Here is a 15,308-nt window from a genome sequence, read left to right as displayed (position 1 = left end):
AAAAGACAGGGCTTAAGGTGCTCTGTCTTTTTCTTATCTTTATATAATAAGCTATGATTTCTTTATTAAGCTCCCCTTTAACTCTGGTTCTAAAACATGCTTTATTAGATGATGTATAAGCTCCTTATCTAGCTTTCCTGTAACTAAATCAAAGATACTTGTTTTTCCCTCCATATCGTTAAAGGTATCCATAAGATTCACTACATAGCCTATCCCTGGCTCTTCATTCCAGCGACTTATAACCTCATCGCCATTGAAATAAAAGCGAATAAATCTTGTATTAGATATCTCAGGAAATACTAGCTTCACCTTTAAGGTTAGAAGATCATCTTCATTTTTTGCAAATATACCTATGGCCTTTAGAAGATAAACCTCATCATTTACATTGATTTTGCTTTCTTCATAGCTCCCAAGTCCTACAGGTATTTTATAAAAGACTTCTCCTTCCTGGAAGGTTATAAAAAGCTTGTTTTCTATCACAGAAAAGGCTACAGTCTTTATACCCTTGGTATAATTATTTTGTATCATCTGTACCAGAATAGGGACGATACCTATGGAGCCTATATTTTCATATTCATAGGATAAACCATCAATTTCTTTAAGCTCCCTCTTAAAGGATTTTTTCACTATATAGCTGTCCTTGGTAGAGTATCCATCTAAAGCTCTACAAAGCTTCTTTGAGCTTATTCTGCTGTAAAAGGTTGGCATCACCTCTTCCACCCTAGATAGATATTTCTCGCTGACATTGAAAAAATCACTGCCATGGAACATAAAGTTTTCTCCACCGGTCACCGCTGCTACAATGCCGCTGTCAGGAAAAGCCACCACATTCTGACCAAACATACCGTTAAGAACAATGGCATTAGGGCTCTCTCCTACCCATACATGATAGCCATAATCATAGCGACTTACAGCTTCATCTACCTCTGACTTTTTACTTGTGGCTGCCTCCATCCATTCTCTAGATATCAGCTGTTTTCCCTTCCATGCTCCTTTATTAAGGTAAAGAGCTCCCAGCTTAGCCATATCCTCTAGAAGTAAATACAGACCCCAGCCTCCCTTTTCTATACCTTTAGGGCATGTTTCCCAATGATAGCAGTAAATTTCCATGGGATCAAATAGTCTGGGTTTTAAGTACTCTGTAACGCTTATCCCTGTCTTCATCCTTACTATTGCTGCCAGCATATAGGAGTTCATGCTATTGTAATTAAACTTTGTACCAGGATCAAATTTAAGAGTAGCCTCTAAAAACCCCCGTATCCAATCCTCCTCAACAATAGATCCAACCTCATTGAAGGCTATCCCACTGGTCATGGTAAGAAGATGCTCTACTGTGAGATTTCTAAGCTTCAGCTTAACAACTGCCGAGGACTGCTCATCAAAAATCTTAACCACCTTTTCATCTAGAGAAAGCTTTCCCTCCTCAACTAAAAAACCTATAGCAAGACCGGTAACACTCTTAGTAAAAGAAAAAACTTCATGCCACACTTTATTGGTATAAGGGGAAAAATTACACTCTGCTATAACATTATCATTCTTAATTATCATTGCTGAATGGAGCTTTCCTTCAGTTTTTTCATAAAGCTCTCTATAATATTCCTCCAGAAGAGATGAGGATATCCCCTGCTCCTCAGGTGAACTCCTAGGTAGAGGCACAGTATTCCCTTCAGCAAATTCCACCTTGCTAGGAGAATATTTAACTATAGGAATTGTGGCATTAGTTCTATCCAAGAGCTGGCGAAGAAACTTTGCTGTATTTAATTGATATTTTATAGTCATCACTTCACCTCCGATTGATGATAATTATAGCATAACTGTTTTGGGAATTTAATATTAAATTAGAAAATTATAATAAACCTAAGATAACCCTTGAATTTCCATCTACCTTGCATTACAATATAGTTAGTAACTTGTTATGCAAGGTAGTATAAGGAGGACAACTAATGATTCCATCGCAGATGCTTAAGGGTATGCTGGAGGGCTGTATTTTAGAAATCATAAATATGCAGGAAACCTACGCCTATGAGATATCAGAAAAGCTTAAAAAATATGGCTTTGGCGAAATATCCGAGGGTACCATATACCCAATAATATTAAGATTGCAGAAAAATGAAATGATAAGCGCTACCTTAAAGGACTCTAGTACCGGACCTAAAAGAAAATATTATTCACTAACCTCAAGAGGCCAAGAAGCATTAGTAGAGTTTAAAGACAATTGGAATGAATTAAATTATGCTGTAAATAATCTATTACAGGGGGATGCTGTAAATGAATAAAAAGTGTAAAGAATTGCTCCGAAAAAATAACGATAGAGAAAAAAAATTACTTAAGAGCAATAATGAAATCTATACAGATATGATAGTTTACCTTCGAGGCTCAGACATGACTATGTATAATCAGGAGTTAGTTCGTGAAGATCTAATTCAGATGATTCTTGATGGACAGGACCGTGGAGAAGATATCCAGAAGGTTATGGGATGCAATTATAAAGAAGTCTGTGATGAAATTATAGAGAATATGCCTAAAAGAACTAAGACTCAAAAGCTTTGTGATATAATCGAATCCTACCTTTCATATATCTGGATAATAGGCTTCATAACAATAATAAAATTTTTAATTAGTGGCCTTGCTAATGGAGAGAATACTATCGTACTTCCTATTTCTGTAGGAGACATAATTAACATGTTAATTATAATTATCGCTGCTAACTTAATCGTAAATTACATTATTAAAAATTCCTTTAAAAATAAAAAAGAAAATAAAATCATATCTTTTATAAAGCTATGGCTTTTATTCATGTTGCTACTTAGCCTAGCTATTGCCAATGCATATTTTTTAGATACCACCTTAGTAACCATCCCTTTAATAACAGCAATTATTATTGTAGGAGCAATATTTATTACTCAAAAACTAATATCTAATTATATTCTTTAAGCTTATAAGAAAGCATAGATTTTTAACACCTTACTGTTATAAATCTATGCTTATTTATCACCAATTAACTTTTATATCACCTAACTATAGGTAAAATACTCCTCCATCAGCTTCTCCAGCTCCCCCTCTGCCTTTATCTTATCTGCATATAAAGAATTTAGTCTCTCGTAGTCATCAGAGAAAGCTTCTATCTCTTCTTCTATGAGCTTTAGCTCCTCTTCCTTTTTTTCTATCTCACCCTCAAGCTTTTCCTTTCTCCACAAACTGTTTCCTGATAGCATTCCATTAGAAGCCTTATTGTTATTTTGTCCCTTCTCAGCCTTATCTGTTTTTATTTCAGCTTTTTTGTCATCCTTCTCCGCTTCCTCTAGTTTTTGTGCCTTGACCTCTAAAGACTTTTTCCTATAATATTCATAGTCCCCTTCATAGGAATAAAGCTTCCCATCCTTGAGCTCAACAACTCTCGTGGCGATGTTATTGATAAACTGTCTATCGTGGGATACAAATAATATTGTTCCTTTAAAGGCCTTTAGAAGCTCCTCAAGCTCTTCCCTGGAACCAATGTCTAGGTGGTTTGTAGGCTCATCTAGGATCAAAAGGTTCACTGGGTTATACATAATCATTGCTAGCTTCAGTCTGCTCCTTTCCCCTCCTGAAAGACCACTAAGCTTCTTAAAGACACCTTCTCCATAAAACATGTATTTCGCCAGATACTCTCTTGCTTTTCCTTCTGTCATGACGATATCCTCTCTGAAGGTGTCAAGAACCGTTTTATTATTATCAGCAAAGGTGACATTCTGAGGAAGATAGGCTAGGAGTGTTGAGCTTCCTAGCTCAGCCAGGCCAGAATCCGCCGTCTCATAGCCCAATAGCATTTTAATTAAAGTAGACTTGCCACAGCCGTTAGAGCCTATGAGACTCACTGCCTCACCATGCCTGATTAATAAATCTGCATTATTCAATATGGTTTTATGACCATAGCTCTTCCTTAGGCCTTCTATTACTACGACTTCATTTCCTGACCTGCCACCTGATTTAGCATTTATGGATATACTACTTCTATCAAATACAGGCTTATGAATCTTTTCCATTTTGTCCAGCATCTTCTGCATACTGGCGGCCTTTTTAAAGAACTTGGGATTATCTCCTCTCTGACCCCAGTCTCTAAGCTGAGCTATAGACTTCTCCATAGCCTTTATCTTCTTTTGCTGATCCTCATAGTCATCCAGCTGAAGCTGAAGCTGTCTTTCCTTTTCCTTCACATAGGCAGTATAGTTCCCCTGATAGGTGGTAGATACCATATCCTCTATTTCTACTATCTTTGTAGCTACCTTATCTAAAAAATATCTGTCATGAGAAATTAGAAGTACGACTCCCTTGTATTCCTTAAGATAATCCTCCAGCCACTCTAATGCCTCTAAATCCAAATGATTAGAAGGCTCATCTAAAAGGAGTATATCAGGACTCTCCAAAAGGATTTTTCCAAGGATTACTGTGGTTTTCTCTCCTCCACTGAGCTTATGAAAGTCCTGTTCTAAAAACTCTTCACTTATCTTAAGTCCTGTGCATACCTTGCTGAGCTTCTCTTCTCTTTCATAGCCACCTAAGCCCTCAAAGGTTAATTGAAGCTCTGAGTAGCTATTTAGTATTTTTTCAGCTTCCTCTTCCCCTGCAGCAGTGAGCTTCTTCTCCAAAAGCTTCATGGAACCTTCAAGCTCAAGAAGCTCCTTAAAGGCTTCCTGTAATACATCCTTCACCCTATAACCCTCTGGGTAATTGGGCATCTGCTCCAGATAACCCAGGGTAGCTCCCTTTCTCACCGTGAGCATCCCCTTTTCATAGCCCTCTATACCCATGATTATCTTAAATAAGGTGGTTTTGCCACAGCCGTTATCTCCTACTATTCCAACCCTATCCTTAGTCATCACCTCAAAGGTTATATCCTCTAAAACCATGGTAGCTCCATAGTATTTTTGTAATTTATTTAAAGCTAATTCTATCATTTTTAACATCTCCTAAGCTATTCTTGCAATATTTATTAATCTTAATGGTCAGCAGAACCAAAACGGGTATATAAAGCAGAGCTAATAATCCAAAGGTCATATGAAAGTCCAGCTTGTGGGCTAAGACACCAAAAAGCGGAAAGACAGCTATCATAAACAGACTAAAGCATAGTCCATCAAAGGATAATATCGTTGCCCTATATTCAGATGGTAGCCTTTCATTTATATAAGCACTAAATATCGTGTAAGCAACACCACCGGTTATGGAAATAAAAAGAAAGAATATAATAGAATAGCTCCTGAAAAATCCTAGTCCTACTAAAGACCCTACGCTTATCAAGGCTATAATTATTAAGCTCCCCATAAGCTTTAACACCTTTTCAATTTTATAAGCATACCTGGAGGTCACTGCTTCTATGAAGCACCCCAGAGCACAGATCACTGCAATGGCAGTCTTTGAATAGCCCATATCTGAAAAAAACTGCTGACTGTAAAAAAACACAGTGGTTTGTAGGCTTCCAACTAAGGCAGAAAATAATATAAGATATAAAACTACCTTTCTCTCTCTAAGGACCTTTATGCTTGTTTTTACTTGATATATTAAGGAATTGCCGGTACCTCTCTCATTAACCTCACCCTCTGGAGGCTCAGAAAATCCAAGAGCTGTGATAAAGGCAGCACCTTGAATAAGGCCTCCTAAAATATAGGCATATAAAAATTTTATATCTGCTAATATTCCTCCTAATATAAGTGCCACCCCTTGTGCAGTACCTATTAAAAAATTAACCTTACCCCATATTCTTTTGTATGAGCCTTCTTCACCTAATGCCTTTAAGCTGTCATAAGAAAGTGCTTCCGCAGCTCCAGAATGTAAATTCATCCCTGCAGCACTGATCACAAAGGCTAAGGCAAAGCCCCAAAAGGATGAAGAGGAAATCATGAGAAGGCAGCTAACCACAGAAGCTGCTCTTCCTAAAACCACCGTAAGCTTCTTACCATATACATCTGCAATGGCTCCTGTAGGCAGCTCGAACAGCAGACTGGTAATATGATAAATAGCTTCTAAAGCTCCTATTTGAACTAGAGACATACCCTTAAAAGCAAGATACAGTACCCAAATTGCGGAGGTTATGTCTAACCCCAGTAAAAAACTATATATATAACTTAACAATACGTTTTTTCTTAATTTATTTTTTATATCCATTTTAAGCTCCTCCAATATTATCTTTTTGCAAATAAAAATAAGCCCTAAATCTGCATCTCTTAAGGAAAGAAATAGTCAGAGTAATATGGCTTATGGGAGCTGTGCATATATTAAAATCAGTACAAAATAAAAGGACTCAAAGCTAATCCCTGAGTCCGCATCTTCATAAACATAAAAACATAATAGAAGATAAAAAATCATGGATTTGCAAAATAGTCAGTACTTATTCTAAAAATGGACGCACTTCTCCCGTTGAAGCCTAAAATTGCACTTTTTGTAACGGAGCTGCTGTATTTCCATTGTTTATTTGTGTTAAACCTGAAAGTACTAACTGTATAATCCATGTCTATCCTCCTTCTTCAAATAATTTCAATCAATATAATTATATGCTTAATTGTTAAAATATTCAACATATTAATTTATGAATAAAGAACGAAAAACATCCTTACTATAAATTTTATTGCTATTAATAGACGTATTTGATAATATATTCCCGTACCATATATTGTAAACCAGCAAAAAGAAAAGGATGTAGGATAATATATGAGCATTAATAAAATACTCATTTTTATAATAGTACTGATAATTGCCCTTGCTACCGTAGGCTATAAGTACGGAAACAGCTATATACCAATGGTGTATCATAAAAAGGATGCACTGAGGGTTGCCTGTGTGGGTGATTCCATAACCTATGGTGCCAGGATAAAAGGAAGGAAGCTGAACTCATACCCCATTAAGCTTCAGAGACTTTTAGGTAAGGATTACTATGTGGAGAACTTCGGTGCCAGTGGACATACCCTTATGAGTTCTGGAGACAGGCCATATATTTCAAACAAAAGCTTTAATTTATCCCAGGAGTTTAAGCCTGATATTGTGGTTATCATGCTGGGAACTAACGATGCTAAAAAGCTCAATTGGACCTCCGTTGATGAATATATCAAGGATTATAAAGCACTGATTTCCTACTATAAAGCACTTCCCACAAAACCACAGATATATATAATAACCCCTCCTAAGGCCTTTCCTTTAAACGGTGAATCTGCAGTGAAATTTGACATACGGAATGAAGCTCTAGAAGATATGACCGAAGCTATAAAACGACTGTCTGAAGAGGAAGCTATTGGACTCATAGATCTTAATGCTACTATTTCCAATCATCCAGAATTCTTCACCTTTGACGGAGTACATCCAGACGCTAAGGGAGCAAGCCATATTGCAAATACTGTATTTCAAAGCTTAAGAGCTTCAAAATAAAAATGTAGTACTTATCACAGTTAATGAGATAAGTACTACATTTTTTATTATCATTGAAAGAGCATTTCATAATATCTCTGTATATTTCCCTGAAGCTCCAGGAGATTAATATTTCTTCCATACCTTAAGGTCTCTTTACCTTCTACATAAAGAAAAAATGTTGGCAAAGAGAATACACCATAGCTTGATGCAAGCTCTAGCTCCTCTTCCCCATTTATTTCTCCTCCCTTAAGCTTTGGAAAGCTTTTAATAATTTCCTCTACCTTAAGCTTTATAAGCTCACAGGCTCCACACTGGCTGCCGGTGAAATATATTATTGCCATGGTGTTTTCTCTAATAAAATCTTCAACGGCTTCTTTGGAGTTAAGCTTAATCATCAGTAATCACTCCTTACGGTTATATTACCTATTATTATATATAAACTTCACCCTTACTCCAATAGATTAAAGGTAAGTCAATAAAGTAACTTCATTTTTTAAAGTTACTTGCTATTATCAACCGTATTTTATATAATGAGATTAATTTACTTAAGGAGGATTTTCCAATGGAGTCATTAATTTCACTAGATAATATAAGCTTTCTTCTTGTTTTCTTAGAAGGCATTATATCTTTCTTTTCCCCCTGCATTATACCCTTAATTCCTGTATACATGAGCTATCTCGCTGGAGCAACAGATGGTGTTACCTCTGACGGACAGCTCTCCTATGATAGAAAAAAGGTATTCCTGCACACGGTATTTTTTGTTTTAGGTATATCCTTCTCCTTCTTTATTCTAGGAGTGTCCTTCACTGCCTTAGGAGGCTTTTTCAACAAAAATCAGCTTCTATTTACCCGTATCTCAGGGATATTAATCATATTGCTGGGACTCTTCCAGTTAGGCTTTTTGGATTTCAAATTTTTAAATACTAATAGAAGATTCAATGTGAATCTCAATAAGAGAAAGGTTAATCCCATTACAGCCTTAATCATGGGCTTTACCTTCAGCTTTGCCTGGACTCCCTGCGTAGGACCAGCTTTATCCTCTGTATTAATTCTAGCATCAGGAACCAGCAGTGCTTTTGCTGGTAATATGCTGATACTGCTATATTCAGCAGGGTTTATCATCCCCTTCCTTCTCTTAGGCTTGTTTACTACCCAGGTGCTAAACTTCCTTAAGAAAAACAAAAAGGTTATAAAGTACACCGTTAAGGTTGGAGGAGTTATACTTGTCTTAATGGGAATAATGACCTTTACCGGATGGATGAACAATATTTCAGGCTATTTAAACTCTGTATCTCCAAACTCTACAGTGAGCTCTCAAGAGGATAAGAGCGAGGGTGACACTACAAAGGAACAGGATCAGGAAGCTACTCCAGAAGCTCCAGAAGAAGCAGAAGAGGAGAGTACCCCTGCCATTGACTTCACCTTAACAGATCAATACGGAAACGAGCACAAGCTTTCCGATTATAAAGGCAAAGTAGTATTCTTAAACTTCTGGGCCACCTGGTGTCCTCCCTGTCGTAAGGAAATGCCTGATATACAGGCCCTTTATGAAAAATACAATAAAAACAGTGAGGATGTAGTTATATTAGGTGTTGCAAGTCCTAAGTCTGCTGAAAATCCTAATACTAGAGAAACGGATAAGGAAGGAGTTCTCAGCTTCCTTGAAGAAAACGACCTTAGCTTCCCAATCCTTTTTGATAATACTGGTGATGTGTTCTATGAATATTATGTGCAATCACTTCCTACCACTTATCTTATAGATAAAGAAGGTAATATTCACGGCTATGCTCCTGGTATGCTTACCAAGGACATAATGGAAAGGGTAATACAGCAAACCCTAGAGGCAACTGAATAAACATCACTTTTAAAGGAGATATATTCATGAAAAATCTATACAACCTGCCCTGCAGCATAGCTCAGAGCCTTAATATTATCGGTGACAAATGGACTCTACTCATTGTAAAACAGCTGTTTATGGGCAATAACACCTATAATCTACTGATGAACAGCTTAAAGGGAATACCCACAAACCTCCTTTCAAGCCGTCTAAAATCCATGGAGGAGGCTGGACTGATAAGTTCTAGCCTATATCAAAAGCATCCTCCCAGGTACAGCTATGAGCTTACGGAGATGGGAAAAGCCTTAGAGGATGTTTTAAATGCCATAACTCTATGGGGAAACAGGTATATCGATGACTGCGATAAGGAGCTTAAGCACAATGAATGTAGCTCACCCCTTGAGCTTCACTATCACTGTCCTAGCTGTAAAAGAGAGGTTTCCAGGGAAGAAATATTCATCAGTGAATAAACCAAATAAGAAAAATAATAGCCTGTACAGTAGTGTGATTTTACTCAGCTACTGTCACAGGCTATTTTTATTTTTACTTCATAAGGGGCATTTAATTTTTTCAAGTGCTCTAATTATTTCTAAACAGTCCTTTTCTTATATCTCTTAACAAAAATCATTGCACCAAGCAATGCACCAAGGCAAACTAAAATTACTATTATACCCCCGCTACTATAAGTACTCCTTGAAGTATTGGATTGAGATGAACCAGCTTCAGATCCCATACCAGGCCTTTCTGGTCTCTGATTTCCTTGAGAGTTAGGGGGCATACCTCCTCCAGGAAAGCCAGTGCTTCCATCTGACTCCTGACTAGGGACTTGTCCAGAATTTTCATCGAACACTTCTTCATCACCGGGAGCTTCTCCTAGGTTATTATTAAAGTTAGGGATGTTTCCTCCACCATTACCCATATTCATGGTGCCCATAACTTTAACATCAATTGAAGAAGCATCAATCAAGGAGCTGCTATCTGCAGATTGTCCTTCTGTAGTAGATGGAATAGTACCGTCAAGCTGTCCCTTAACACTCTCAGCTCTTAGCTTTACAGTGTTATATAGCATTTCAGCCGCCGCCTCATATTCCTCATAGCTGTAAAGAGCTGTAGGGTCTTCAGCTACTAAACTATCAATGGTGCTCCTTACATGGTTATAAACTTCTTCAAATCTTCCTCCATAGACATACTCCTCTACCAGCTGATTGAGGTAACCATGATATTTCTCTAAGTATTCATCACTTTCAAGTAGAGCCGCAAAGAATTCTCTGTCTTCTATACTTATCCCTGAAGAAAAGGGTGTATCTATAGGAAAGTTCACCACAGAAGAAGCATTAGAGGTACTAAAGCCACCAAAGGCTAAATTATAATCCCAAGGAACCATTGATAGCTGTCCATCCTCCTCATAAAGGTAATAATTATGAGCCATATTACCGGATAAGCTATCTAGATTAACCACAAAGGTATGCACTGCTAGATATTTTAGAACGCTGTCAACATCCATATATTCTTCAAGCTTATTGCCTTCAGAGATGTTTTTTAGAGCTTTTATCACTCTCTTATAATCAGATTTTGATGTGTCAAAGATATTTCCATCCCAAATTGCAGAATAGCTATCCACCTCATCATCTATATAATTAAGGTCACTGCCACCACCAGAAAACTTTCCTCCACCATTTCCTTGTGGTCTTTCCTGATCCATTCCACCTGGTATATTTTGTTCCATATTTCCAGTAGGAGGCTGAGCCCAATTTCCCATAGGAGGCTGATTCAGATTCTGTTCGCCATTTCCCATAGGAGGCATATTCATATTTCCCTGGCCTTCTGTAGGGGCACCTGCCATGCCCTCAGGTAATGGTTGTCCACCTTCTATAGGAGGTATGTTCATATCCTCCTGACCTTCTACTGTAGCACCTGTAGTACCATCAGATGGCTGTTGCTGGCCCATTCCACCGGGCATTACCTGGCTTCCTTCTCCTTCAGTAGGATTATTCATTTCCTGATTAACATTTCCTCCAAATCCAGCGGTCTCTGGCTTATAAAGCTCACCATAGCTCACTCCATAATTTCTTAAGGCAAAGCTCTCCTCCACTGCTTCTAAGGCAAGGTATACACCCCAGGCTTCACCATTTACTGAGATATCAGCATAGTTATAAAGGGAGGCGTTAACTCCTAGATAGGAAAACATATTATAAGTAATATATTCCTTCATGTTTGTAGCATCGGCATAGTTATTATTAAGCACTAGCTTATCCAAACCCATACAGGTTTGTCCATCTATATAATAATCAAATTCTATTTTAAAGCTGTATCGGTCCGTGGTGTCATCACTGTAAATCTGAGAAAGACTGGTATTCCCTTTAGCTCTGATACCCACATCCTCATAAAGCACTCCATTTACTTCTACATCACAGCGATAGTATTCCTCGTTTATGGCATTATCAATAAGTTCCTGCCACTGATCCTCATCCATTTTTATATTTATGGATATTATTTCATCAGTATTAAAAAGCTTCGACTCATATTCCATACTATGACCAGCACTGCCTGCCCAGTCTATAATTTTTTCAGAGAAGCCCATTACAATAAGTACTGCTGCGAGACCTAAGCTGACTATAGTCATCGCCAGGCGATCCTTGAGTTTATCTTTACTCATATTTTTAACCTCATATACTATGACATATACTCGCCATTATAGCTAACCAATACTGCCTTTTTTACACCCTTGATACCATATAGCTTGCTTATAAATGAGGTACTTGCATTCTTCATCCTTACTTCTGCTGAAATTTCAATTCCCTGTGCTGTTATGGTCTTTGTCTTAAGGACATATTTATCTACATCGCTATTAAGCATATTTACTGCAGCCTTTTCAGCCTCTTCATTATCACAGTTTAATACCAATACATAAGGATTTTCTGAGGCCTTACGCTTTGAAAATACTACAAGAACAATACCTATTATAAGGGAACCAATTACTGCTAGAGGAATCATACCTGCACCTATAACAATTCCTGAGGCTAGAGCCCAAAAGAGGAATACTATCTCCATGGGTTCCTTTATTGCTGCACGGAAACGTACTATGGAAAGAGCACCTACCATACCTAAGGAAAGGACAACGTTACTGGTTACCGCTAAAATTACGAAGGTGGTAATCAAGGTTAACCCTATAAGAGCAGAGGAAAAGCCCGCTGAATACATAACACCAGCGAAGGTCCTCTTATAAACTAAATAAATAAACAATCCTACCACACAGGCAAAAACCATTGCTAATGTAGTATCCAAAATAGAAAATTCAGCTATATTATTCAAAAAGCTGGATTTAAAAACATCATTAAAAGTCATTATTATTTCCTCCTAAATTATAATTCATATTGCCTGCTGGCAGCATATTTTGAAAAAGCTTCTGCCCTCACAACTCCTACTTGAACTATATCCCTTATAAGCTCAGGCATATAATCATCATACTTAATCTCCAGGACAATCCTTCCATCGGTAGGTGCTGGAATGCCTTCTATATCACCTTTCAAAAAATCCGTGGCATACAAGCCAGTAGATATATTCATATCAAAGGTAACTCTCACATTCCCTGCGTCATAGATATACGGCTCTCTTGTATACATAACCATGGTTCGCGGCCTTAGCTGCTGACTGATAATCTTCGTATAGAATTCCTGTATCAGACCCCTACCACTATCCAGCATCCAGCTGTAGTCACCAGAAAGGAGCCTTTCACACTCATCTTTTGTAATACTGCAGGAATGCTTCATACAGAGACCATTGATTTTCATCTTCTTTTCCAGCTTCATGAAAGAGGTGTCTCCATTATAATAGCGGATTCGAAACTTTTCCCTTTTAGGTGCTCCCTCCACCTTTTCCTTCAGGGCTTTATCATTATAATTATCAAAATAAAGACTGGAAATTTTATATTGTCCCTCTGTATCTGCATAGGAATCCTTATCCATCACTGCCCTAAGTCTCTGTCTCAAAGGAATATATTCTAGATAGCTTATCTCATATTTCAGCTCATGCCTATACCTAGCTGCTTTACTCATTTGATCACCTCCATCCTCGTAACCAAAGATTTTCTCTCTTCAAGCCTTCATTATTTAAATAAAGTTTACATTTTGATTTTAATCCTTTATTCTGCAGATAAAGTTAATCATAGGTGATGAAAATATGAAGTTTTCTACATATTAAAGTGAAAATTATAGCAAAGCATGAAAATTCACCGGGCTCAATTCCTTTTCTTAAGGAACAGAACCCCAAGTAACGATAAATACTATATAGAAAATTTTCTTTTAATATAGCGAAACCTTTAATATACACAAACGTCTGTTAAATGAAGGGAGGAGAGAATTTGGATAAGGACATCTTAGAAGAACTATATAAAAAATACTATAATACCGCTTATCTATATACTTTATCCCTTTGTAAAAGCAAGGATCAGGCTGAGGATATAATAGCCGATGCCTTTGTTAAAGCCTTCGTTTCTCTTAACGAGGCTACCAGCTTTAAGTACTGGCTTTTGGTGGTTTGCAGAAATCTATGGATTGATAGCCTCAGGAAGCAAAAAAAGCTTTCCAAGCTGCCCCTTGAGGATATTGTTCTAGAAAGCGGAGATGAAGAATTAGATTATAAGCTGCTCCTCACGGAAAGAAATCACTACATTTATACTTCTATTTCAAAGCTTCCAGATACTTATAAAGAAGTATTGATTTTATTCTATTATGGGGAGCTGTCCATAGCTGAAATATCAAAGCTCACAAAAATAACCCCCATGAATGTTAAAACTCTCCTTCATAGAGGAAGAAAAAAATTAAAGGAAATATTGGAGGAAAAGGATCATGAATTTCAAAGAAGCCTTTGAGAAATATAAAAATAATACAGCTTCAGAAGAAGAAAGAAGATTTGTAGAAGAAGAGCTAGAAAAAAACGCATTAATTTCAGACTACCTTCTAGATAATGAAGACTTAGATTTTGAGGCCGAAGCACCTCCTACTACCGAGGACTATAAAACACTAAATAACATTAAAAAGAGTATGAGGACAAGAAGCCTAGCCATAATCCTATCAACAATAGGCATTTTATTAATACTAGTACTAGCATTTAATTTTATCGGCAAGCCACTGCTTAACATGCTTTATTATAATCCAGATAAACACAGCTACTCCACCCATGATCCTGATATATCCGTAAGCCTTGATGCTTATATGGAGCTTCATAATCCTACTCTCAAATACAACAGCTCCTCTCTTACAAACTCAGGAATAAATAAATATGATATTCGTATTTACAGTCAACATTATTTAACCAATGAACTCCAAATATTAGATGGAAAACTTATAAAAGACTCCTTATACATTGAAAATACCAATGCCGGTGGAAATGAATTTTATGATACCATCTTTCCAGGAGCTTTTATCTATGGTAGAAGAGGTATAGATGAATTTGCCAAGGATGGTGAGGAAGCAGCCAAAATAGAAAAAGAACGAAGAGAAAATGAACTTACAGAAGCAAAAGCATATTTAAGTGAGCTCCCAAATTATATTGATGTAGGGGCCTATATCTCCTTCGACCACTATCTTACCCTGGAAGAGCTAACAATGATACCTTATAATGAAAAATACACAAATAGCATTATCTTGCTATGGGCCGGGGTAAATATTTCCAACACCTCAGAGGGCTCCTACCCTATGATAGGCTTTAATATGTATTTGTCTAATAGCTCTCGAAATAACTATGATAAAATAAACGAAAAGTATAAGGCATTTGATACCTGGAATACTTTAGAAGGCACTAGCGGTCCAATCTCCAGAGCCTATGAAGAACACTTTAAAGATATGATTAGCTTTCAGCTGGATAATATAGATTTTCTAAATACCCTGACAAATACGGGGATTGATTATGAAAGCTACTATAAAAGAGTCCAGTCATATATTAATGAAAATGGAGTTAAAACCTATGGGATAATAGTGAAAGGTACTGGAGAGGCTATATTAGAGCTTCTTGAGGAGCCTTATGTCAATGGAATATATATAGACGATATTACTTTAAGCACAAATTTAAATGGATATTAAAAGGAAGCCATCAC

General features: G+C 37.1%; 14 protein-coding genes. 7 read left to right on the top strand and 7 right to left on the bottom strand.

What is annotated here, in order from left to right:
* Positions 1-51: 51 nt before the first annotated feature.
* Positions 52-1,779: a serine hydrolase domain-containing protein gene (locus ACPWSR_RS08655; RefSeq protein ID WP_426351284.1), complete on the bottom strand. Its 1,728-nt coding sequence runs from the start codon at positions 1,777-1,779 to the stop codon at positions 52-54.
* A 164-nt stretch (positions 1,780-1,943) separates the two neighbouring features.
* On the opposite strand from ACPWSR_RS08655, the gene ACPWSR_RS08650 reads away from it, so the two are divergent.
* Complete coding sequence (locus ACPWSR_RS08650) at positions 1,944-2,276, top strand: PadR family transcriptional regulator (RefSeq protein WP_426351283.1); 333 nt, start codon at positions 1,944-1,946, stop codon at positions 2,274-2,276.
* The gene (locus ACPWSR_RS08645) at positions 2,269-2,934 is read left to right on the top strand and encodes a hypothetical protein (protein WP_426351282.1); all 666 of its coding nucleotides are present in this window, start codon (positions 2,269-2,271) and stop codon (positions 2,932-2,934) included. The genes ACPWSR_RS08650 and ACPWSR_RS08645 overlap by 8 nt, the downstream gene beginning before the upstream one ends.
* 80 nt (positions 2,935-3,014) lie before the next feature.
* Here ACPWSR_RS08645 and abc-f read toward each other — a convergent pair whose 3' ends face one another.
* Together abc-f and ACPWSR_RS08635 are read right to left on the bottom strand one after the other, a co-directional pair.
* Positions 3,015-4,937 carry a ribosomal protection-like ABC-F family protein gene (gene abc-f, locus ACPWSR_RS08640; RefSeq protein ID WP_426351281.1) on the bottom strand — a complete coding sequence of 641 codons (1,923 nt, stop codon included), beginning with the start codon at positions 4,935-4,937 and terminating at the stop codon, positions 3,015-3,017.
* The gene (locus tag ACPWSR_RS08635; RefSeq protein WP_426351280.1) at positions 4,915-6,141 is read right to left on the bottom strand and encodes an MFS transporter; all 1,227 of its coding nucleotides are present in this window, start codon (positions 6,139-6,141) and stop codon (positions 4,915-4,917) included. The genes abc-f and ACPWSR_RS08635 overlap by 23 nt, the downstream gene beginning before the upstream one ends.
* Before the next feature lie 543 nt (positions 6,142-6,684).
* Here ACPWSR_RS08635 and ACPWSR_RS08630 point away from each other — a divergent pair.
* Positions 6,685-7,395 (top strand): GDSL-type esterase/lipase family protein, encoded by a 711-nt coding sequence (locus ACPWSR_RS08630; RefSeq protein ID WP_426351279.1) that lies wholly within the window; start codon positions 6,685-6,687, stop codon positions 7,393-7,395.
* 50 nt (positions 7,396-7,445) lie between these two features.
* Here ACPWSR_RS08630 and ACPWSR_RS08625 read toward each other — a convergent pair whose 3' ends face one another.
* Entirely contained in the window at positions 7,446-7,772 is a 327-nt protein-coding gene (locus ACPWSR_RS08625; RefSeq protein WP_426351278.1) for a thioredoxin family protein, read from the bottom strand.
* Between the two features lie 167 nt (positions 7,773-7,939).
* On the opposite strand from ACPWSR_RS08625, the gene ACPWSR_RS08620 reads away from it, so the two are divergent.
* Both ACPWSR_RS08620 and ACPWSR_RS08615 read left to right on the top strand, forming a co-directional pair.
* Entirely contained in the window at positions 7,940-9,232 is a 1,293-nt protein-coding gene (locus ACPWSR_RS08620) for a cytochrome c biogenesis protein CcdA (protein ID WP_426351277.1), read from the top strand.
* A gap of 26 nt (positions 9,233-9,258) precedes the next feature.
* Positions 9,259-9,684 (top strand): winged helix-turn-helix transcriptional regulator, encoded by a 426-nt coding sequence (locus ACPWSR_RS08615; RefSeq protein WP_426351276.1) that lies wholly within the window; start codon positions 9,259-9,261, stop codon positions 9,682-9,684.
* 119 nt (positions 9,685-9,803) lie between these two features.
* Here the strand turns inward: ACPWSR_RS08615 and ACPWSR_RS08610 are convergent, their stop codons facing one another.
* Genes ACPWSR_RS08610 through ACPWSR_RS08600 form a run of 3 tightly spaced genes read right to left on the bottom strand, consistent with a single transcriptional unit; the run spans position 9,804 to position 13,269 of the window.
* Positions 9,804-11,870, bottom strand: coding sequence for a CotH kinase family protein (locus ACPWSR_RS08610; RefSeq protein ID WP_426351275.1), 2,067 nt, complete (start codon positions 11,868-11,870; stop codon positions 9,804-9,806).
* Positions 11,871-11,887: 17 nt separating this feature from the next.
* The gene (locus ACPWSR_RS08605; RefSeq protein WP_426351274.1) at positions 11,888-12,559 is read right to left on the bottom strand and encodes a DUF4956 domain-containing protein; all 672 of its coding nucleotides are present in this window, start codon (positions 12,557-12,559) and stop codon (positions 11,888-11,890) included.
* A 17-nt stretch (positions 12,560-12,576) separates the two neighbouring features.
* Entirely contained in the window at positions 12,577-13,269 is a 693-nt protein-coding gene (locus ACPWSR_RS08600) for a polyphosphate polymerase domain-containing protein (RefSeq protein ID WP_426351273.1), read from the bottom strand.
* Between the two features lie 305 nt (positions 13,270-13,574).
* Here ACPWSR_RS08600 and ACPWSR_RS08595 point away from each other — a divergent pair, with 305 nt between their 5' ends.
* Positions 13,575-14,084 (top strand): RNA polymerase sigma factor, encoded by a 510-nt coding sequence (locus tag ACPWSR_RS08595; protein ID WP_426351272.1) that lies wholly within the window; start codon positions 13,575-13,577, stop codon positions 14,082-14,084.
* Positions 14,062-15,294 (top strand): anti sigma factor C-terminal domain-containing protein, encoded by a 1,233-nt coding sequence (locus tag ACPWSR_RS08590; protein WP_426351271.1) that lies wholly within the window; start codon positions 14,062-14,064, stop codon positions 15,292-15,294. The genes ACPWSR_RS08595 and ACPWSR_RS08590 overlap by 23 nt, the downstream gene beginning before the upstream one ends.
* The last annotated feature ends 14 nt before the right edge of the window (positions 15,295-15,308 follow it).

This window comes from Alloiococcus sp. CFN-8 (assembly GCF_049943125.1).
In the GTDB taxonomy this organism is placed as follows: Bacteria; Bacillota; Clostridia; order Clostridiales; family Clostridiaceae; genus JAEXZL01.
This window is presented reverse-complemented; position numbering and strand designations above follow the sequence as displayed.